Annotated in this window: 23 protein-coding genes and 2 pseudogenes; 14 read left to right on the top strand and 11 right to left on the bottom strand. The window is 67.7% G+C overall.

What is annotated here, in order from left to right:
- Positions 1-76: 76 nt before the first annotated feature.
- Entirely contained in the window at positions 77-1,090 is a 1,014-nt protein-coding gene (locus WMF43_RS08885; RefSeq protein WP_437679043.1) for a hypothetical protein, read from the bottom strand.
- Between the two features lie 47 nt (positions 1,091-1,137).
- Here WMF43_RS08885 and WMF43_RS08880 point away from each other — a divergent pair, with 47 nt between their 5' ends.
- Positions 1,138-1,713, top strand: coding sequence for an exonuclease domain-containing protein (locus WMF43_RS08880; RefSeq protein WP_437679042.1), 576 nt, complete (start codon positions 1,138-1,140; stop codon positions 1,711-1,713).
- A 98-nt stretch (positions 1,714-1,811) separates the two neighbouring features.
- On the opposite strand, the pseudogene WMF43_RS08875 reads toward WMF43_RS08880, so the two are convergent.
- From WMF43_RS08875 to WMF43_RS08845, 7 genes and pseudogenes are all read right to left on the bottom strand, one after another.
- Positions 1,812-2,069 (bottom strand): annotated as a pseudogene (locus tag WMF43_RS08875) (HNH endonuclease); the annotation flags it as partial.
- 32 nt (positions 2,070-2,101) lie between these two features.
- Complete coding sequence (locus WMF43_RS08870; protein ID WP_437679041.1) at positions 2,102-2,410, bottom strand: hypothetical protein; 309 nt, start codon at positions 2,408-2,410, stop codon at positions 2,102-2,104.
- A 331-nt stretch (positions 2,411-2,741) separates the two neighbouring features.
- Positions 2,742-3,197 (bottom strand): annotated as a pseudogene (locus WMF43_RS08865) (JAB domain-containing protein); the annotation flags it as partial.
- 19 nt (positions 3,198-3,216) lie between these two features.
- Complete coding sequence (locus tag WMF43_RS08860; protein ID WP_437679040.1) at positions 3,217-3,822, bottom strand: hypothetical protein; 606 nt, start codon at positions 3,820-3,822, stop codon at positions 3,217-3,219.
- Between the two features lie 4 nt (positions 3,823-3,826).
- Complete coding sequence (locus tag WMF43_RS08855) at positions 3,827-4,078, bottom strand: hypothetical protein (protein WP_437679039.1); 252 nt, start codon at positions 4,076-4,078, stop codon at positions 3,827-3,829.
- 949 nt (positions 4,079-5,027) lie between these two features.
- Positions 5,028-5,654 carry a JAB domain-containing protein gene (locus WMF43_RS08850; RefSeq protein WP_437683977.1) on the bottom strand — a complete coding sequence of 209 codons (627 nt, stop codon included), beginning with the start codon at positions 5,652-5,654 and terminating at the stop codon, positions 5,028-5,030.
- A gap of 5 nt (positions 5,655-5,659) precedes the next feature.
- The gene (locus WMF43_RS08845) at positions 5,660-6,313 is read right to left on the bottom strand and encodes an RNA polymerase sigma factor (RefSeq protein WP_437679038.1); all 654 of its coding nucleotides are present in this window, start codon (positions 6,311-6,313) and stop codon (positions 5,660-5,662) included.
- A 168-nt stretch (positions 6,314-6,481) separates the two neighbouring features.
- Between WMF43_RS08845 and WMF43_RS08840 the strand changes: the two genes are divergently transcribed.
- Positions 6,482-6,760, top strand: coding sequence for a helix-turn-helix domain-containing protein (locus WMF43_RS08840; RefSeq protein ID WP_437679037.1), 279 nt, complete (start codon positions 6,482-6,484; stop codon positions 6,758-6,760).
- A gap of 360 nt (positions 6,761-7,120) precedes the next feature.
- Here the strand turns inward: WMF43_RS08840 and WMF43_RS08835 are convergent, their stop codons facing one another.
- Complete coding sequence (locus WMF43_RS08835; RefSeq protein ID WP_437679036.1) at positions 7,121-8,071, bottom strand: integron integrase; 951 nt, start codon at positions 8,069-8,071, stop codon at positions 7,121-7,123.
- A 442-nt stretch (positions 8,072-8,513) separates the two neighbouring features.
- Between WMF43_RS08835 and WMF43_RS08830 the strand changes: the two genes are divergently transcribed.
- From WMF43_RS08830 to WMF43_RS08795, 8 genes are all read left to right on the top strand, one after another.
- Entirely contained in the window at positions 8,514-8,909 is a 396-nt protein-coding gene (locus WMF43_RS08830; protein ID WP_437679035.1) for a hypothetical protein, read from the top strand.
- Positions 8,910-8,943: 34 nt separating this feature from the next.
- Positions 8,944-9,333 carry a hypothetical protein gene (locus WMF43_RS08825; RefSeq protein WP_437679034.1) on the top strand — a complete coding sequence of 130 codons (390 nt, stop codon included), beginning with the start codon at positions 8,944-8,946 and terminating at the stop codon, positions 9,331-9,333.
- A 103-nt stretch (positions 9,334-9,436) separates the two neighbouring features.
- Positions 9,437-9,829, top strand: coding sequence for a hypothetical protein (locus tag WMF43_RS08820; RefSeq protein ID WP_437679033.1), 393 nt, complete (start codon positions 9,437-9,439; stop codon positions 9,827-9,829).
- 180 nt (positions 9,830-10,009) lie between these two features.
- Positions 10,010-10,495, top strand: a complete 486-nt coding sequence (locus tag WMF43_RS08815) for an antitoxin (protein WP_437679032.1) — start codon at positions 10,010-10,012, stop codon at positions 10,493-10,495.
- Positions 10,495-10,890, top strand: a complete 396-nt coding sequence (locus tag WMF43_RS08810; RefSeq protein WP_437679031.1) for a PIN domain-containing protein — start codon at positions 10,495-10,497, stop codon at positions 10,888-10,890. Before WMF43_RS08815 ends, WMF43_RS08810 begins: the two co-directional genes overlap by 1 nt.
- Positions 10,891-11,070: 180 nt before the next feature.
- A complete protein-coding gene (locus tag WMF43_RS08805; RefSeq protein WP_129344495.1) occupies positions 11,071-11,493 on the top strand; it encodes a hypothetical protein in 423 nt (140 codons plus the stop codon).
- Positions 11,456-11,911 (top strand): HNH endonuclease, encoded by a 456-nt coding sequence (locus tag WMF43_RS08800; RefSeq protein ID WP_437679030.1) that lies wholly within the window; start codon positions 11,456-11,458, stop codon positions 11,909-11,911. The genes WMF43_RS08805 and WMF43_RS08800 overlap by 38 nt, the downstream gene beginning before the upstream one ends.
- A gap of 199 nt (positions 11,912-12,110) precedes the next feature.
- Positions 12,111-13,169 carry a hypothetical protein gene (locus WMF43_RS08795; RefSeq protein WP_436616892.1) on the top strand — a complete coding sequence of 353 codons (1,059 nt, stop codon included), beginning with the start codon at positions 12,111-12,113 and terminating at the stop codon, positions 13,167-13,169.
- Between the two features lie 225 nt (positions 13,170-13,394).
- On the opposite strand, the gene WMF43_RS08790 is transcribed toward WMF43_RS08795, so the two are convergent.
- Positions 13,395-13,766, bottom strand: coding sequence for a hypothetical protein (locus tag WMF43_RS08790; protein WP_437679029.1), 372 nt, complete (start codon positions 13,764-13,766; stop codon positions 13,395-13,397).
- A 94-nt stretch (positions 13,767-13,860) separates the two neighbouring features.
- Between WMF43_RS08790 and WMF43_RS08785 the strand changes: the two genes are divergently transcribed.
- The 3 genes from WMF43_RS08785 to WMF43_RS08775 all read left to right on the top strand — a co-directional run bounded on the left by WMF43_RS08785 (position 13,861) and on the right by WMF43_RS08775 (position 16,113).
- On the top strand, positions 13,861-14,808 hold the full coding sequence (locus WMF43_RS08785) for an AraC family transcriptional regulator (RefSeq protein ID WP_437679028.1): 948 nt from the start codon (positions 13,861-13,863) through the stop codon (positions 14,806-14,808).
- A gap of 473 nt (positions 14,809-15,281) precedes the next feature.
- Entirely contained in the window at positions 15,282-15,944 is a 663-nt protein-coding gene (locus WMF43_RS08780) for a hypothetical protein (protein WP_437679027.1), read from the top strand.
- A 10-nt stretch (positions 15,945-15,954) separates the two neighbouring features.
- Positions 15,955-16,113 carry a hypothetical protein gene (locus tag WMF43_RS08775; protein ID WP_437679026.1) on the top strand — a complete coding sequence of 53 codons (159 nt, stop codon included), beginning with the start codon at positions 15,955-15,957 and terminating at the stop codon, positions 16,111-16,113.
- A 458-nt stretch (positions 16,114-16,571) separates the two neighbouring features.
- On the opposite strand, the gene WMF43_RS08770 is transcribed toward WMF43_RS08775, so the two are convergent.
- The gene (locus tag WMF43_RS08770) at positions 16,572-16,931 is read right to left on the bottom strand and encodes an EthD domain-containing protein (RefSeq protein ID WP_437679025.1); all 360 of its coding nucleotides are present in this window, start codon (positions 16,929-16,931) and stop codon (positions 16,572-16,574) included.
- Between the two features lie 210 nt (positions 16,932-17,141).
- On the opposite strand from WMF43_RS08770, the gene WMF43_RS08765 reads away from it, so the two are divergent.
- A complete protein-coding gene (locus WMF43_RS08765) occupies positions 17,142-17,714 on the top strand; it encodes a TetR/AcrR family transcriptional regulator (RefSeq protein ID WP_437679024.1) in 573 nt (190 codons plus the stop codon).
- The last annotated feature ends 242 nt before the right edge of the window (positions 17,715-17,956 follow it).

Raw genomic sequence — 17,956 nt, 5'->3', positions numbered from 1 at the left:
CCCTGGCCTCGAGCCGCGCGGACGTCACCAGCTCCCGAGCGCACGAACTTCTCGAGCCCGAAGGATCCGAGCTGGCTCAAAGACCACCTCGGCCCTTGTTTCCCGCTCGCCGCTCGAACCGCAGCCTGAGCACCTCGTCCTCGAGCTCGTTCGCGATCGCCATCGCCCGCCGCCTCGCCTCCGCGCCCTCCTCGCCGCCCACGATGCGCGCCAGCATGTTCAGCGCCATCGCGCGCATCCGCATGTGCCCGCCGTCCCCCGCGTGCCGGCACGCCTCCCGCGCGAGCGCCGCGCCTTCCTCGGGGAAACCCTGCTTCCACCGCGCATACGCTAGCCCGTTCGCCCGCCGCGCCCGCGCGAAGGCCGGACCGTCCTCCGGGATGCGCCGGTAAAGCGCCTCCGCAGCCGCCGGATCCGGCTGCTTGCCGCCCCAGGAGCGGTTCCGCTCGAAGGCGCGTTGATCGATCCACCGGGCGAACAGGCAGGCTCGGTCGTTGGCGGGCATCGGCAGCTCGAAGAGCGGCTCGATCTCGTCGAGCAGGCCGGCCACGCGCGCGACATCATCACGGCTCGCCAGGAAGGCCTCCGTGAGCAGCGCCTCCACCCGCGCCACGGGCGGGGCCTTTCCGAGCAGCGGCCGGATGCGGGCGAGGTGCGTCTTTCCGGCCTCGCGGTCGTCGCCGCGCAGCACGCAGGTGGCGTGGGCGAGGGCGAGGAAGACGTGGGAGGTCGGATCCTCGCTCACCGGCGGTCGATCCCAGAGGCGCAAGAGGTCCTGGGCGAGGGGCAGGGGCAGGTCGGTGAACCGCGAGTGATAGGCGCCCATCCAGCGGGCGCGCTCGGTGAGCGCGTCCGGCAAGCCGAAGGCCGCGAGCGCGCGTGCCCCCCAGGTCCCGCCGTCCCGCTGGCCACGCGTCCGCAGCCGGCGCAGGGCGCGCTCGATCGAGGTGACGTCGTCCTCGTAGCCACGCAGGGAGGCGAGCCGCTCGGCGACCGCGGTCAGGGAGCCGTGCTGCGCGACGAGCCAGGCGACGTAATCCTCCCAGGAAAAGCCTGCGGGAGCGGCCTGTCCGGTTTCGTGTCCGGGCATGTTCTTCGCGCGGATCGTATCAAGGTTCAGCAGAAAGGAGGACGGACATGGGAAAGGAACCTGCATTTTTCCTGGTGATCGATCTGGAGGCGACGTGCGACGAGGAGGGCCGCATCCCCGAGCGCATCATGGAGATCATCGAGATCGGCGCGGTCCTCGTGGACGGCGCGACGCTCGAGCCCGTGAGCGAGCTCGCCACCTTCGTGCGCCCGGTCATCCGGCCGAAGCTCACGGAGTTCTGCACGAAGCTCACCACGATCACGCAAGCAGACGTCGACGCCGCGCCCACGTTCCCCGAAGCCATCGCGGCGCTCGGGCGCTTCGTCGGCCAGCGGGAGGCGCTCTTCTGCTCGTGGGGCGACTACGACCGCAAGCAGTTCGAGATCGACGCGGCCCGCTGGGGTGTGCCCCTGCCGCTGCAGGGGCACATGAACATCAAGAAGCGCTTCTCCGCGACGCTCGGGGTGACCCAGCGCTACGGCATGGCGAGCGCACTCGAGCGGCTCGGACTCCCACTCCACGGGACACACCACCGCGGGATCGACGATGCGCGCAACATCGCACGAATCCTGCCATACGCGATCGGCCGCGTGCCGGTTGCGGATGCAGGGCCTGCGGGGTGAGCGCCTCGCTGGGGCTTCGCCCCAGGCCCGACCAGGGGCTGTCCGCCCCTGGACCCGGAGCAGCCAGGGGCTCTACCCGGGGTTGCTCGCAGATGGAGGCGCGGATTGAAGAGCGGCACGACGTCTCCCGTCAGCGGGTCGACCGACTCCGTGGCGCCTGCCTTGAACTCGTTGCATGGGCGGCATGCGAGGCATACATTCTCGAACGAGGTCGGCCCGCCCTTCGAGACCGGCGTGATGTGATCGTAGGTCAGGGGAATTCCGCTATTGGCCTCGCTTGTCAGGCAGTATTGACAGCGCCGCCGATCGGCCTCCTCGATACGAGAACAGAGCAGCTCGGAGACGTAGGTTGACACCGCAGTCCGTCTTCCCTCTCGTGGAGGGCGCGCTACGGAGAAGCGACCGCGTGCCCGCGCCATCGCAGGAGCGCCGCAGCGTGCGCCTTGCGGAGCATGAACAGGTCGCTCTCGTGGCGAAGACGCTCGAGCTCGATGCGCTCCACCGGCGTGAGGAGCCCCTGGGTGTTCCGGTCGAGCAGCTCGTCATGGCGCGCGAGCTCTGCTTCGGACCTGTGGCTCTTTGCGATCTGCCAGAGCGCCTGGTCGTCCATCTTGTCCAGGCAGGCGAGGTCGACCTGGAACTCCGGGGGCGCGTCGTCCCAGGCGGGAGGGCTGCCGAGGCTCAGCGCCCTTAGCATCACGGCTTCGAGCGGCTGTCGGGTCGCGAGCGCAGTCCCCCTCAGTCGCTGGTAGAGCGCTTCGGGGAGAGCGAGGGTGACGGTGGCGGTCGACATCGCGCTGGGGTGGACGCGGGAGGCAAGCCCGCTTCGCCGTCGAGCCTAGCACGAGGAGCACCCCGGCTCCTCCCCGGCCAGCCGCGATCGCGATGACGAGAGCGAACGTGCGGCGGGGCTGCCGGCTGGGGCGGTGCGCGGGAGGCTTTCGGCTGGATGCGCAGGGGCTGGACGGCCCGCCGCAGGGGCGCTGCGCGCCGGCGACGGGGCGGGGCGCTGCGCCCCGCGAGGAGACCTACTCGTGGACGGCGGCGTAGCGGCCGCTGGGGGTGACGATGACGTGGGCCTTGAGCGGGACGTGCAGCTCCTCGGAGAGGTGGCGCAGCTCCAGGGTCATCGCTTCGTCGTCGCGGGTCGGCGTCGGGTCGCCGCTGGGGTGGTTATGTGCCAGGACGAAGCTGTGGGCGGCCATCTCCAGCGCCGTGCGCAGGACGGTCGCGCGGCCGACGTAGAGGGCGTCGTCGGAACCGCGGGCGAGCAGGCGCGTCTCGCGGACGCGGCCGTGGGTGTCGAGCGCGGCGATCCAGAGCTCCTCGTGGACCAGGGAGGCGAGCCGCGGGCCGAAGTACCGCGCCACGCGGGCGGCGTCGTTGAGGAGCGCGCCCCGGCGCGCGCGGGCGGCGTGGTAGCGGCGGCCGAGCTCGAAGGCGGCGGCGAGCCGGGTCGCGTCGACGAGGGCGATCTGGGTGCGAGCTCATCTCTCAAGCAAGTTATTGCGAGCCGAGCTTCGCAGCGGCCTCAGCTTGCGCGCGCGTGAGGAGGTCATCGACGCGAAGCTTCTCAGCCCACATGCTGAGATATTGGTCGTTGATCTCGGCCCCGCTGACACGAAGCACCTCGACGATGTCACGCCATTGCTTGGACGAGACTTCACCGCCTTCGCGGTACCAGAGCAGCTTCCGGAGGATGGTATCTTCCGGAGCCTTGACAAACAGCTCCTCTCCGCTGGCGCGGACCTTGACTTTTCGCCGGCGACTGAACTCGACCTCATCGTAGGGATTCGGCCCGAGAGCAAAGATATCGATCTTCGTCACCATCGGCAGGTAGAAGATGTTCGCGCAGCTTCCGCGGATCAGGGCGTCGCGAAGCACGTCTTGATCCACCTCGAAGTCCGGGCCGAGCAGCTCCGCGAACGCGCGCACATGACGGGGCATCATCGCGACGACCAGATGGATATCGTTTGTCGCGCGCGGCTCACCTTGGAGGGAGCTCGCGAGGCTGCCGCCGATGAAGTACTCGCAGCCAAGGCTCTCGAGCGCGGCGGCCACGCGCAACGCCACGTCGAGCGCGGAGACGACATCCGTCGAGCTGCTCATGGCGTCACGTGGCGTCGATCGGCACGTGACCGAACAGCCGGCGCGCGCAGTCGTGGCCGTACAGCCTCACCGTGAGGCGGACGCGAAGCTCCTGGTCGTCCGCCGCTGGGTGGCGAGCACGGATGCTCGCGAGGGCGAGCTCACGGACCGCCTGGCTCAGCCGCATCGCAGCCTCGAGCCGCTTTTCCGGAGGCATGCGCCGGAGCAGCTCGTGGTAGCGTGCGTCCGCTTGCGGCGAGGTGTCGACCATCGACATACACCATGAGTCTAGCAGAAACCGCTCGCACGGGAAGGGCTCGCCGCCGGTCCCTCGCGAGGCGGGGTGTCGTTCCGACGGGTGTCCTCCCTCGCCCCACGCTCGCTCCCGGCCGACATCCGAGCTCCTTACCAGATCCAGCGGAGCCGACCTCCCATCCTGCTGCCGTGCAGGAGCGCACGCGTCGCTCGAAATCGGCCTTGAATTACCCGCGGACCCGTGGATGATCACGACATCAACATGGTCACCGACAAGCGCTTCAACGACGCGCCGATAGTCGGTGACCATGGGCCGCCTTCGCTTCCTCGATGAACTCCAGTGCCTTCCGCATGCGCTCGACTCTCTCGGTGGGCGTCAGGCGCAGGTTCTCGGCGATGAGCGAGGTATCGATACCAGAGGGGACTCTTTCGAGTATCCGCTGGTCCCAGCTCTTCTCGGCGTCGGACGGTTCAGCCGCAGTTCGTTCGCCTGGGCGGTCACGCATCGGCTTCGGGCTCCTGACCCACTGTACCACGGTGGTGATCCCCGACGATAGCGAGCGAGCATGGCTCCCGAGGCCGGCCGGGTTTCATCGCCCTGAGCGCGTACGCCCGTCGCAGTCCTCCCGCCTTGGACGTCGCAGCGGCCTGGTGGCTCCCACCGCCCCGCCTCGCGAGCGCCTTTCTCGCGCGCCATACGGGTGGAGATCGCACGTCGGGCGCACGATGCGGGGCCCCGGTGCGGACGAGGGCGCGCCGGCGGTCGCCGGAGACGATGCGTGGGTGCGGGTCGACCCTCGATGCGGTGCCCTGGGTTGGGTCCCGCGGTGGCGCCATGTGCTCCAGCACCTCGTGCCGCTGCCTGAAGCTACGGAGCTCCCGGCTCCCGGCCGGGGCGGGGCGCGGGAGGCTGGCGGCTGGATGCGCAGGAGCGCAGCGCGCCGGCGGCGGGGCGCTGCGCCCCGCGAGGCCTACTCGTGGACGGCGGCGTAGCGGCCGCTGGGCGTGACGATGACGTGGGCCTTGAGCGGAACGTGCAGCTCCGCGGAGAGGTGGCGCAGCTCCAGGGTCATCGCTTCGTCCTCGGGGGTCGGCGTCGGGTCGCCGCTCGGGTGGTTATGGGCCAGCACGAAGCTGTGGGCGGCCATGTCCAGCGCCGTGCGCAGGACGGTCGCGCGGCCGACGTAGAGGGCGTCGTCGATGCCGCGGGCGAGCAGGCGCGTCTCGCGGACGCGGCCGTGGGTGTCGAGTGCGGCGATCCAGAGCTCCTCGTGGACCAGGGAGGCGAGCCGCGGGCCGAAGTACCGCGCCACGCGGGCGGCGTCGTTGAGGAGCGCGCCCCGGCGCGCGCGGGCGGCGTGGTAGCGGCGGCCGAGCTCGAAGGCGGCGGCGAGCCGGGTCGCGTCGAAGAGGGCGATCTGGGTGCGCTCGGCCAGCGCCGCGGGCGAGAGGCGGCCGAGCGAGGGGAGAGCGGCCGTGCCGAGGAGGCGCGGGCCGACGCCGGGCAGGCCGAGCACCATCTCGAGGAGGGCGGCCTCGGTCGCGGTCGGCAGCTCGGCCGCCGTCTCGGCGGGGGCGTCGACGGGGGCGCGGCTCATCGGGCTCATCGGGGCCACCTCCGAGAGCGGGTCAGGGCGTGGGCGAAGAGGCGGCGCGCGAGGCGCAGGCGGGTAGCGACCGTAGGGCGCGGGAGCGAGAGGGAGGCGGCGATCTCGAGCGAGGAAAGGCCGGTGGCGGCGAGCGACAGGAGCTCGCGCAGCTCGGGGCGGAGACGGTGGAAGGCGCGGAGCAGGCCGCGGGCGACGAGGCGGGCCTCGGGAGAGGGGGCGGCGAAGGCGGAGAGGCGGTCAGGGTCGACCGCGGGGAGCTCGTGGCGGCGGTGGGCCTTGTCGCGGTAGTGCGAGGCCTGCCGCGAGGCGATGCCGGCGAGCCAGCGGCGGAGGGCGTCGGCGGGAGGAAGCGCGGGGGACGGGCGGAAGCGGCCGGCGCGCAGGCTGCGCCAGGCGCCGAGGAGGGTATCCTGGGTGAGGTCGTCGAGATCGGCGGGGAGGACGCCGCGGGCGCGGAGGGTGCTGCGGATGAGCGGGCGCTGTGCGAGGAGCGCGGTGGGGTCGAGGTAGACGGCGGGGTGCGGGGGTTGGTGATGAAGGGGTTTGGGCGGGCGGGCGAGCCCGCGGTGAGCAGCGGGGCGGGGGCGGCTACGAGAGGGCGGATCGATCTCTTGGCCCTGGTCAGGGCGTAGACGTACGGTTTCCATGTCGGACCTCGTTTGCGCGGGGTTCGGCCACGCCGCCCGGGGTGTTACCAGCACCCGCGGGCGGCACTTTTGTGGTCTCGCCACGTTACGAATCGACAGCCGGCAGGTCAAGGAAATCCGATCTGCTGGATCATTATTCTGAACCCGGCGCGGGGGTACGCGAACGGCGTGCGAACGCTCACGCTCGATACCCTCCTGCTCTACATCGCGGCGAACCTGCGGCGTCTACGCCAGCAGCGCGGCATCACGCAGGAGCAGCTCGCGGAAGCCGCCGGGATCGAGCTGCGGACGATGCAGGCGATCGAGGTTGGGCGGCAGAGCATGAGCCTCGGCACGCTCGTCAGGCTCGCGAACGCGCTCGATGTGTCGCCCGGGGTTCTTCTTCGCAGCGCCGAGATGCCGGAGATCAAGCGAGGTCGGCCGCGCAAGCGTTCCGTCGGGACCTGACGCCATCCCGCTGGCCGCATCTCGACAGCCCCGGCCGTCCGCGCGCTTGGCTCAGCGTTGACGCGCGCTTCGCTACGACAGCGGACGCCGTCCCGCGTGATGGATGACTCCGCAAGCCGCGGCAAACTGAATAGCCCCGCCGCTGATCGGCCGGACCTTTCCAGGGCTTCTTCTTCGGTTCGGAACGGCAGGGCGTCGTGGGCTCGGTCGCGCCTTCGTCCGGCGGAGACCCCGCATGCGCCTGCGCTGGCCTCCTTGACAAGGTGGGGCAGCCGTCGGATACGCTATCTTTCCACGATGCGTGGGGGTGGCACGACGGCATGGGGTCGGGGTTCAAGGCGCTCCACGCGGAAGTGGCGATCAGCGGTCGAGAGGGCTGATCACGCCGAGAGGGCCGCGGTCGACGATATGGGTGTAGATCATCGTGGTCCGCACATCCTTGTGGCCGAGCAATGTCTGGATCGTCCGGATGTCGGTGCCCGCCTCGAGCAGGTGGGTCGCGAAGCTGTGGCGGAGGGTATGGCATGTCGCGCGCTTGGTGAGCCCCGACGCCCGTCCGGCATTGTTCACGGCCCTTTGCACCGCCGATTCGTGCAGGTGGTAGAGGACCTGTCGACCCGTCGCTGGATCGGTGCAAGGGCGAGAGGCGGGGAAGAGGTACTGCCAGGGGAGGCTCGTGGCTGCTCCTGGCATCTTCGCTCGCAGAGCGTGGGGCAGGTCGACCTCGCCGCGGCCAGCCGCGAGTTCCTTCTTGTGCCGTTGCGCCACGGCGTCGAGCTGGGCCTGCAGCTCGTCGCGCGCCCGAGCGGGGAGCAAGGCCGGTCGATCGTGCTGTCCTTTCCCGCGGCGCACCATGATTTGCTGTCGATCAAGGTCGACGTCTTTGACGCGAATCGAAAGCGCTTCGAGGAGGCGGAGGCCGCTTCCGTAGAGGAGCTCGCCGATGAGCCGAAAAGGTGGGATCAGGTGCTCGAGCAAGGTGAGAGCGTCCTGTCGCGAGAGGACCGTGGGGAGGTGCTCCGGCCGGCGGGCACGCTCGAGCGCTTCGAGCCGGGGTATCTGCAGGTCGAGGACCCGTTTGTAAAGGAAGAGGAGCGCGCACAGCGCTTGGTTCTGCGTGGACGCCGCGCTGCGGCGCGCGACCGCAAGATCGTTGAGGAAGGCCGTGACCTCTTCCGCGCCCATCTGCCGTGGGTGCTTGCCGTGATGAAAGCGAATAAATGCCCGGATCCAGTGGACATACGCCTCTTCGGTACGCGGCGAGTAATGCAGGCGCCGGATGGTGGCGCGCACGGCTTCGATGAGGGTCATGGGGGTGCTTCCCAGTGGTTAGGGCCGGTTCGTCGGACCCGCATTGACCCTTATCGGCGCAGGGCGGGCGCGAGTTGCGGCGGCCAGCGGATATTTGGGCCGCACATCAGTCGCTCGAGGCAATCAATTACAGGCACGCATTTTGCTTCTCGGCGCACCGTCGCCGTCCGAAGCCCCTCAACGCCGATACGTAGTTGTGCAGCGGCGGCCTATCTCCGGAGATGCGCAGATAGCCTGCGGAAGATCGCGACCTATCCGCGGGGATATCTAGATATGCTGCGGGGTGCCGCGACTCATCCGCGAGAACACGGTGATCGGGCACCGCGGTTCGCAGCCTACATGCAAAAATGCGAAGATATGTCGCGCGGGACAGATGATTGCGACGTTGGGCAGGCGTGACGAATTGACAGCTTTCGGAAAGTGCAACGAGGAGATCATCAAGATGACCACGACGGACGTGCAGCCGAACCAGTTCGACCTCCAAGGTGAAAACGTCGAAGTTCACTATTCAACCACCAGCATCAGCGGTCAGCCGGTGCTCACTGGGAAGATTGAAGGTCACAACGTGTCGCATTCCGGCGCGACGATTGACACGCAGGAGTTGCCTATTGGCACTCTTATCACCGTTGTCACCCTGCCATCCGACCGCGCCAACCGTCAATACCGATTCAGCGTCCTGCTCCCTCGCTTCCGCGGCAGTGAACAGGTCTACGAATTCAGCACGCTCGCCATTATCACCAAAGACCTCACCGCTGAGATCAATCATCAAGATCGCGACGCGCTGATGAACTACGCCGCCGTCCCGCTCGCTGGCACAGCGCGAAGGGTGCAGTTCTGAGGAAACGCTTGCGGCATCCACTCAGGAGGATAGTATGGCACACAGTCTCAGGTTGGCGCACTTCGCAATCAAGCCGATCCCTCACAATGGCGTTGTGACACCGCTTGCGGACGGCGACATCATCGTGATTGAGAGGAACGGATCGATCGACCCACAGTTTGTGTCGATCAGTCTCCAGACAGCTCCCGGGATGTGGTTCAAGGGGATCGAGGCACACGGAGGCGGAGCGGTCACCAAGATTGAAGCGGAAAAGGGCGCTCTGACTGGCGACATGACCATCGCAGCGGGTCGTCTCCACGCAACAACGCTCCTTTTCGTGAAGGCAAAGGTCTTCGGCGTGCATACGGGCATGTATGAATTGCCCGCAGAAGAACTCCGACCTTTTCTCGGGCGACAGATCACGTTCGACTGGCAAAAGGATTGAGCACCAAGGAGCACAAAGTGGCATGACGGCCGGGCCATCCGGACCCTTGCCTCGCGCTTCCATTCACGCTTTGACGCTGGACCAGAATCAGAGGAACCTCCCCATGGCAGATCGAGTCAATTGGCCCGAAACCGTATTTGGTCAGACAACAATATTCGTCCAGAGCGGCGAAGATAAGATCACGGCGTTTCAAGAGGACTTCGGGACGGGAAACGGGCTTCGCGCAATCGGGCTGCAATCTGCTCATCACGTCACCTGGCTCAAGCGAATTCGCCTTCTTGCTGACGACTTCAGTGAGCTTGGTTCCATCTCTACACAAGATGAACACCATGGGCCGGTTTGGATCGAGGTGCCTCCTGGTACGAGTAAAATCGAGTTTGTGAAAGCGAAAGCGTTTTACATACCCACCGGAATGTACATAGTCGAGGAACATACGCCGGAGCAATTCCCGACTCCTCGCCCGTATAGGGTACTCTTCACCTGGGAACGCGACTAATTGAGAACGATCGGCGGCACGGCTTCGGAAGGCTCTCTCCGCCTTCTATTGCGCGGTCTCATCGGCGAGCCTCGCTGACCGATACTGCAAAGTGCTCGTTTCGCGCGCAGATCTGCTCTACAAGGCGTCCCCAGAAGGGGCCGTGATATCATCGCGGGCTCATCGGGACTGGAGATCACGATGAAGAAAGAGCTGCCCAACCCGCGCATGGATCTGACAGTCACCAACGCGGCGCAGCGCGTCCTTCAGCCGCGCTGCTTGCTTATGGTGGCTGCAGCTCATGCGCACGTTGGGCGGACCGATGAGCGAGCGAGTTCGACGCCAGGCGCGAGGCAGGCGCGGGTAGGTGGGCGCGAGGAGCCGGGTGCGAGGGTCTTACGCCAAGATCCGCTTGACACGCGTATATACTTCGGTATATACGTTCAAGATATGGGAGCGATCCGGGCAAAAATTTTCCAGAACGGAGGAAGTCAGGCGGTCAGGCTTCCCAAGGAGTATCGGTTCCCCGAGGGCGAGGTGCTCATACGACGCGAAGGGCGTCGCGTGATCCTGGAACCGCTGGACGAGTGGCCTGCGAGCTTCCGCGCCTGCCTAGGGGCGTGGCCGGATGAGATCGACCGACCCAAGCAGGGTTCCGTCGACAACATCGAGGATCCGTTCGAGTGATGCTCCAGTACATGCTCGACACCGACACCGTTAGCTTCGCGCTCCGCGGCTTCGGTGGTGTCTCTACACGACTTCTTGAGCACAAGCCTTCGGAGATTTGCATGAGCGTGATCACGCTCGCAGAGCTCCGATATGGCGCCGATCGTCGCAGCTCTCGTAAGCTGCACTCCATAATCGACTCTTTTGCTGCAAGTGTAACGGTTGTCTCTTTCGATGAGGCAGTGGCCGCGCAGTTCGGCTCGGTTGCCGCAACTCTCGTCCATCAAGGTAAGCCGATCGGCGATTTCGATGCCCTGATCGCGGCGCATGCGCTCGCGCTCGACCTGACCCTCGTAACGAATAACACGAAGCATTTTAGCCGGGTTGACGGATTGCGAGTAGACAATTGGGTCTGAAACGTGGCCGCCCAACAAGCCCATGCTGCTGACCGCGCTTCGCGCGGCAGCAGATGGGCAAATCGTTGGGCAGACGATGGTACCGATCATGGCGCAGCAGAGGAGATCGGCCGGCCGCGCGTCGGCGGCGCCGTGCGCCGCCGAGCTTGCCTGCCTCGGCGGCCCATCGTAAACTAGGACATGGCCGTTCAAGCCGTTACCGTGAACCTGCCCGAGCCGCTGTACGAGCGCCTGGCTCGCCGCGCGCAGAAGACGCAACGAACCGTCGAGGCCGAGCTCGTCGATGCGGTGGCAACCTCCCTCCCGGACGAGCCCGACGAGCTGCCGGTCGACATGGCGGAGGCCATCGCGGCGCTGCACTTGCTAGATGACGAGGATCTATGGCGGGCCGCCAGGCAGAGCCTCGCCCCGGAGAAGGCCGCGGACCTCGAGGAACTGCACATCAAGCGCCAGAGCGAAGGGCTCTCTGCGTCGGACATCGAGGCGCTGGCGACGCTCATGAAGGAGTACACGCGGATCATGTTGGTTCGTTCCCGATCTGCCGCCCTGCTCAAACAGCGAGGTCATGACGTCTCGTGGCTTCACCAAGGACATGAGCCGTAGCTACATCGGGAGGGCGCTGCGTGAGCAGGTCTCCAGTGAGGCGCGCCATCGCTGCGGCTATTGCCTGACCTCGGCGCGTATCATCGGCACGCCGATGGAGATCGATCACATTATCCCTGAGTCGCTGGGCGGACCTACCGCCAGGGAGAACCTCTGGCTCGCGTGCTCGATGTGCAACGATCACAAGGGCAATCGAATCGCCGCTCCCGACCCGCACACCGGGGAAGTCGTGCGTCTCTTCAACCCACGACAGCAGGTCTGGTTGGATCATTTCGGCTGGAGCGCGGAGGGATCTCTTATCATCGGCAAGACGCCAACTGGCCGAGCTACGATCGCTGCGGTTCGCCTGAATCGTGCCGAGCTCGTGGAAGCCCGGCGGGGTTGGGTTATCGCGGGTTGGCATCCACCTGAGGATTGAACCATGAAGCCGCCCAACCAGCCGCTGCTGCCGGCGGCGCTTCGCGCCGCGGCAGACCGGCAGGACGTTCGGCGCCGGAGAGCGTAGCCGGCGGTTGTTGTCGCCCGACGTCCGATGCGGGGCGGGAACGCCGCGGGGCAAAGTACGTCGTGGCCGATGTCACCGCGCCGCGCCACGAGGTCGCCGGCCGGCGACGGTCGTGGTAGCGCTGCTCCTGATGGCGAAGGGCAACCGCATGGCGACGACGCGCGAGGTTCGCTCCTCGCAGCGACAGCGGCGTGTTCGCGTCTACACCGCCTGGCACCCGGTGCTCGTCGCGCTCCTGGAGCACGTGCTCCCCGAGGGCTGGTACCAGTGCATCTCGGAGTTCCAGCTCGCCCGCGAGCCGCTCCGCGTCGACATCGTCATCCTCCGTCGCAGCCGTCGCGGAGCCCCACCCAGGCCGCGCCTGCTCACGAGCGTGGTGGGCGAGCTGGCCGAGCACACGCTGGTGCACTTCAAGGGGCCGACCGACGAGCTCGAGCGCGACGACGCGCGCATGCTCCTCGCGTACGCGCTCCAGTACCTCGTGGTTGCCGAGATCGACGATCCCGGCGCGGTCGCCCTCCGCGTGCTCGCGCCCCGCCTGACCCCGCGCTTCACCGAGGCGCTGAGGTCGCTGGGCTGCACGCTCACACCGACCGGGCCGGGCACGCAGGAGGGGCGGCTCGGGGTCTTCCCGCTGCGGGTGGTGGAGACGGTGGCCGCCAACGCTCGCGAGGGCGAGCATCTGCTGTACACTGTGACCCCTGGGATGGTCGCCGACCCCGGCGGCATCCCGGCGCTCTCCCCGGCGGAGGTCGCGGTGTTCTGGGCGCTCCTGGAGCATGTCGAGCAGGTTCGACACCCCCTCCCGGGGCAGAGGAAGCGGCACATGAAGGACGAAAAGCGGGTCGTCGAGAGCTTCGAGCAGGCGCTGGCACGCCTCGTTGCGCGGCTGCCGCCCGAGCAGCGCCTCGCGGGGCTCGCGCCCGAGCAGGTGCTGCAGGCGTACGCGCCCGAGCAGCGCCTCGCGGGGCTCGCGCCCGAGCAGCGCCTCGCAGGGCTCACCGAGGCGCAGGCGGTGCTCGCGTTGCCGGACGCGATGCTTCGTGCGTTGTCGGAGGAGTACCTCGCGACGCTGCCCCGCCAAACGCAGGCTGCGATTCAGAAGCGCCTCGGGGCGGCATCGGGGCGGCAGCCCGCGCGCCGACGAAGGACGCGCGGCCCTTCAAAATGACGACGGGAGAACGCAAGCTGCGGTGGCGGTCGCGTGATTCGTTCTTCCTGACCGGGCGCCGAACATGCCAATGCGGCTGACGGTTCGGGCAACCGCGCTTCGCGCGGCAGCCCGCCCCGCAGCAGATTGGCAAGGCGTTCGGCGGGCAAGGTTCGCGCCTGGGGGTCGCATCGATGACGCTCGACATCGGAGAGCGTTTGCACCCCTTGTCCGCATCCGCTGCGGTCATCGTCCGCTCCACCAGACCCAGACGAAGCCTGCCGCGAGCACCGCCTCTGCGACGACCGAGCGGAAGATGCCAGCGCTGACTCGTTGGCTCATGAACTCGAAGAACCCGAGGCACGCGAGCAGCGCGCTCGCTCCCCCCGTGACCAGACACACCGCCGAGCGGAGCTCCGAGGGGGCAGCCGCTCTTCCGAGGAAGAACATCAGGGCGAGGCCGAGATAGATCGCGCCGATCCGGCGAGCCACGATCAGCGAGCCAGCGGTCACCTCGATGCCCCACTCCTGGAGCACGGAACCCCCGGCGAAGAGGAAGCGGAGGCCGAGAAGGCAGCCGGCAAAGGTCATCACGAACGCCATCACCTTGAACGTCATGTCGGTCTCCTCGGAACAGGCGCTTACCTGTACCGCGACGCCATCACGCTTACCATGATGGATCGGCCTCATTTTTTGATGTATCGTCCAGACCGTGACCTCGGACGTTCGCGATCCGCTCGCAGACATGCTCGCGCTCTTGCGGCCCGAGGCAGTACTCGCCGCGGAGCTGCGCGCCCATGGTCGGTGGAGCCTCGCGTTCGACGGCTATCCTGGGGTGAAGTTCGGTGTCGTCGTCGAGGGAGAGTGCCTGATCGCCATTCGCGGACGCTCGGCCAAGAGGCTTCGCGCGGGCGACGTCTTCCTGCTTGGCGGCCCGCCGCCGTACATGATTGCCAGCGACATGGAGACTCCGAGCCGAAGCGCGAACGAGCTCTTTCGCAGCACCCAGAAGCGCGTCGTCCGACTCGGCGGCGGGCGAACGAAGCCGGTCGTGCATTTAGTCGGTGGGCGCTTCGCGCTGGACCCCGCGAACGCCCACCTGCTGGTCGAGGCGCTGCCAGCGTTGGCGCGCATCCCGGCGGACGAGGCGAGCTCGTTGCGCGGTGTGACGCGGCTGCTCATCGACGAGGTGCGCGCCGCGGAGCACGGTCGGGTGCGCGCGCTCGACCAGCTCGCGCAGCTGGTGCTGATCTACGCGCTGCGCTGGCTCGATTCCGAGGGCAACAGCCCCGCTCGCTTAGGTTGGCTCCGTGCGCTCGCCGATCCGCGCATCGGCGCCGCGCTGCGCCATATCCACACCAGCGTGGCGACGGGGACGCCGCTGGCCGATCTCGCGCGCGTGGCGGGCATGTCGCGCACAGCGTTCGCTGCGCGCTTCAAAGTGCTCGTCGGGCAGCCACCACTCGCTTACGCCATCCAGTGGAGGATGTCGCTCGCGAAAGACGCGTTACGGACGACCAATCGCGCCATCGGAGAGCTGGCATTTGAGCTGGGGTATGCGTCAGAGAGCGCGTTCAGTATGGCGTTTCGGCGCGAGGTCGGCTGCTCGCCGCGCGCCTATCGCGATGCAAGTCGTCAATCGAAGAACATCGAGACATGAGCGCCTATGGGCGTCGATTCCGCGGCCGCCGAACGAGGGTTTGCAGCTGAGCGGCTTCGCCGCCAGCTGAAACCCAACGCGTTGGGCCCTCAGCACGGGAGGCCGGCCGCCCCCTCCGCCATGGCGCCGCCACCCCTCGAGAGGGCTCCTTGCTCGCGTTTCCCCGTGGTTTCGCGCCGGTATGGGGTGTGCGAGGGGTCCAGCGTCATGCCGACGCTCGAGCACAACGCCCTCGTCGAGATGTTCCGCGACACCCCGGAGCTCGCGCCCCACTTCCTCGTGACCCTCTTCCACGTCGATGTGCCTCAGCATGCCTCGGTCGCGGTGGTCGAGTCCTCGCTCGACCAGCTCATCCCGGTGGAGCTCCGCGCGGACCTGGTGCTCGAGCTCCGCGACGCGAACGGCACGCTCGTGCTGGCGATCATCATCGAGGTCAGCGCGACGAGGACCCGGACAAGAAGTTCTCCTGGCCGGTGTACGTCACGGTCGTGCGCGCCAGGAAGCGCTGCGGCACGGTCGTCCTCGTCGTCGCACCGGGCGCCGACGTGGCCGCCTGGGCGGCGCAGAACATCGACGTCGGCCTCGGCTTCGGCCACATCAGGCCGCTGGTGCTCGGCCCGGCCGTCGTGCCCGAGATCACCGAGCCGGCCGAGGCGGAGGAGGAGACGGAGCTCGCCGTGCTCTCGGCGGTGGCGCACGGCAACGGGCCGAACGGGCTCGCCGTGGTCCAGGCGGCCCTCGTTGCTCTCGCCCGGCTCGACCAGGAGCACGCGGCGGTATACTTTCAGGTCATCTGGAACGGGCTGCGCGAACCCATGCGGCAGGCTCTGGAGGCGTTGGTCATGGAACGACAGTTCGAAGGTGAGGCGACGTTCCCCCCGTTCGTGCAAAAGCTCATCGATCGCGGCAAGCTCGAGGGCATCCGCGAGGGCATCCGCGAGGGAGAGCTCAAGGGCATCCGCGAAGGCGAGCTCAAGGGCAAGAGGGACACGCTGCTGCGGCTGCTTGCACGTACAGGGATCGCGCTCACTCAGGACGAGAGTGAGCGTATTCAGGCATGCACGGACGTTGCGACCCTCGACCACTGGATCGATAACGTCCTTGGCGCGAAGACCGCCGCTGAAGTGTTCTCCTGACAGTTGAAGGATGCAGCCCAACAAGGCGATGAAACGGACGGGCGTTGCCCGCCGCTTATCGCCAGATCGTTGGGCCGGCATCGTGAGCCTGGACGCGCTTATCGTCGGCGAGCGGAGCCTCATCGGCTTCACCAAGCGCAGGCGTTCACATGCCGCGCGTGACGCTTGACGCATGCATCCCATCGCGTCGATGATGCCTTCATGGATGTGGAAAAAACCAAGAACTTGGGCGAAGGACACCCAGCGTGCCCCAGCCGCCGTCGCCGCCTCGGTCCGCTTCCCAGCCGGCCTCGCTGATGCGCCCGATGCCCTGGCCGGGGGCGCCGGCGGTGCCTCGCACGCCGTAGCTCCCGTTGCTCCCGTCCGCGCACCACGTCCCCGCGACCTCGCCGCCCGTGGTTGCCAGGGTTCGGCGTCGGGGTCAGCGTCGGCGGCGTCGTCGCCCCGACCGAGCTCGGCCCACCCCTGAAACAGCGCGACACGGCGCCTCGCTGTCGGTGATCATCCCGTACCGCGCAGGATCGGTGAAGACCGCGGCCACGTGATCGCCGGCGTTCAGCGGGTCTTTACCGGCATCGGACGCGGATTTCACCGGTGAACTTCACCGAATTCCGCGGGTTGCCCAGATCATCGACAGCTCTCGGACGTGACGCGCTCCTCGACGACGTAGGCCCAGTACCGCGACCGATCGAGGAACTTCTCCTCGTCCGCGACGACCCGCTCGCGGGTGCCTGGCTCGAAGATCTTCCCGAGCCACGCCTGCAAGGCGGCCCTGTCCGGAAACACGGTCTCCGTCACGACGTCGAAGCCGATCGCAGCATCCTCCATGTTCAGCGCGTCGCCTCGCTTCAGGTAGCTGCGTTTGTACACCGCGGGAACGGGCGCCAGGCTGCATATGAACGGCACGTGCTTGTTCTCGTAGTAGTCGACGAAGTCGCGCAAATCCATGCCTTCCCTCCTGGTGAGAAAGGCGAATAGCTTCACCATGTCTTTCCTCCTCTTCGCCGGATCGAGCCCCGGCGAAGAGGGCTCTCCGGCCGAGCTCATCGGCACCCGGGGCCAGGTGAAGAGAAGACGTGGCCAGCTCAGGCCTCCGGCCGCGCGGCTCCGGGAGCGACCGGATGGTTTTACGATACAGAGTGTATCCAGTCAATCCAGTTCGCCTCGATCCGTCCGTCTCGGTGTAGGATGCGGGCGATGCCGAAGCTCTGGAACGACACCCTCGAGTCGCACCGCCGGGAGGTCCGCGACGCCATCCTCGATGCGGCCGCAGCCATCGCGACCGAGCGCGGGGTGCCCGCGGTCACGATGTCGGAGGTCGCGGAGCGCACGGGCATCGGACGCGCGACGCTCTACAAGTACTTCCCCGACGTGCAGGCGATCCTCGTCGCGTGGCACGAGCGGCAAGTCGGCCGCCACCTCGCAGAGCTCCTCGCTGCGCGCGACCAGGCGAGCGATCCAGAACGCCGGCTCGAGATCGCCCTGGGCACCTACGCCCGCATCACCCACGAGGAGCACGGGACCGAGCTCGTCGCCCTGCTGCGCCACGGTGAGCACGTCACCAGGGGCTATCAACAGCTCAGCGAGTTCCTCCGCGACCTGATCGCGGAGGGCGCGAAGCGCGGGAGGCTCCGCGATGACGTCCCCCCCGCCGAGCTCGCGAGCTTCTGCCTGCACGCGCTCTCGGCGGCCAGCAGCATGCCTTCCCTGGCGGCGGTCCGCCGGCTCGTGTCCGTCACCATGGCCGGCCTTCAACCTCCGAAGCGCTGAGCCGCCGCCTCGTCGTACCCGCCCGCCAGCGGCCACCGCCCACGGCAGGTCCACCCCTGCGACAGGACGACACGCCGCCCCGCAGCCCGCACGGCCGCGATGACGACGCGGCCGGTCTACTGGTCCGCAGGCATGCTGCCGAAGCCGACGTGGACGGGCGGCTCGACGGCGGCGAGGAATGCTCCCAGCTCGGTTACGAGCGGGCCTGCCCAGCGGCTGGGCTGCACGGCCCGCCGGTCCGT

The organism is Sorangium sp. So ce131, assembly GCF_051519095.1.
Classification (GTDB): Bacteria; Myxococcota_A; Polyangia; order Polyangiales; family Polyangiaceae; genus Sorangium.
Note: the sequence above shows the minus strand (reverse complement) of the source record. Positions and strands in the feature narration are given on the sequence as shown.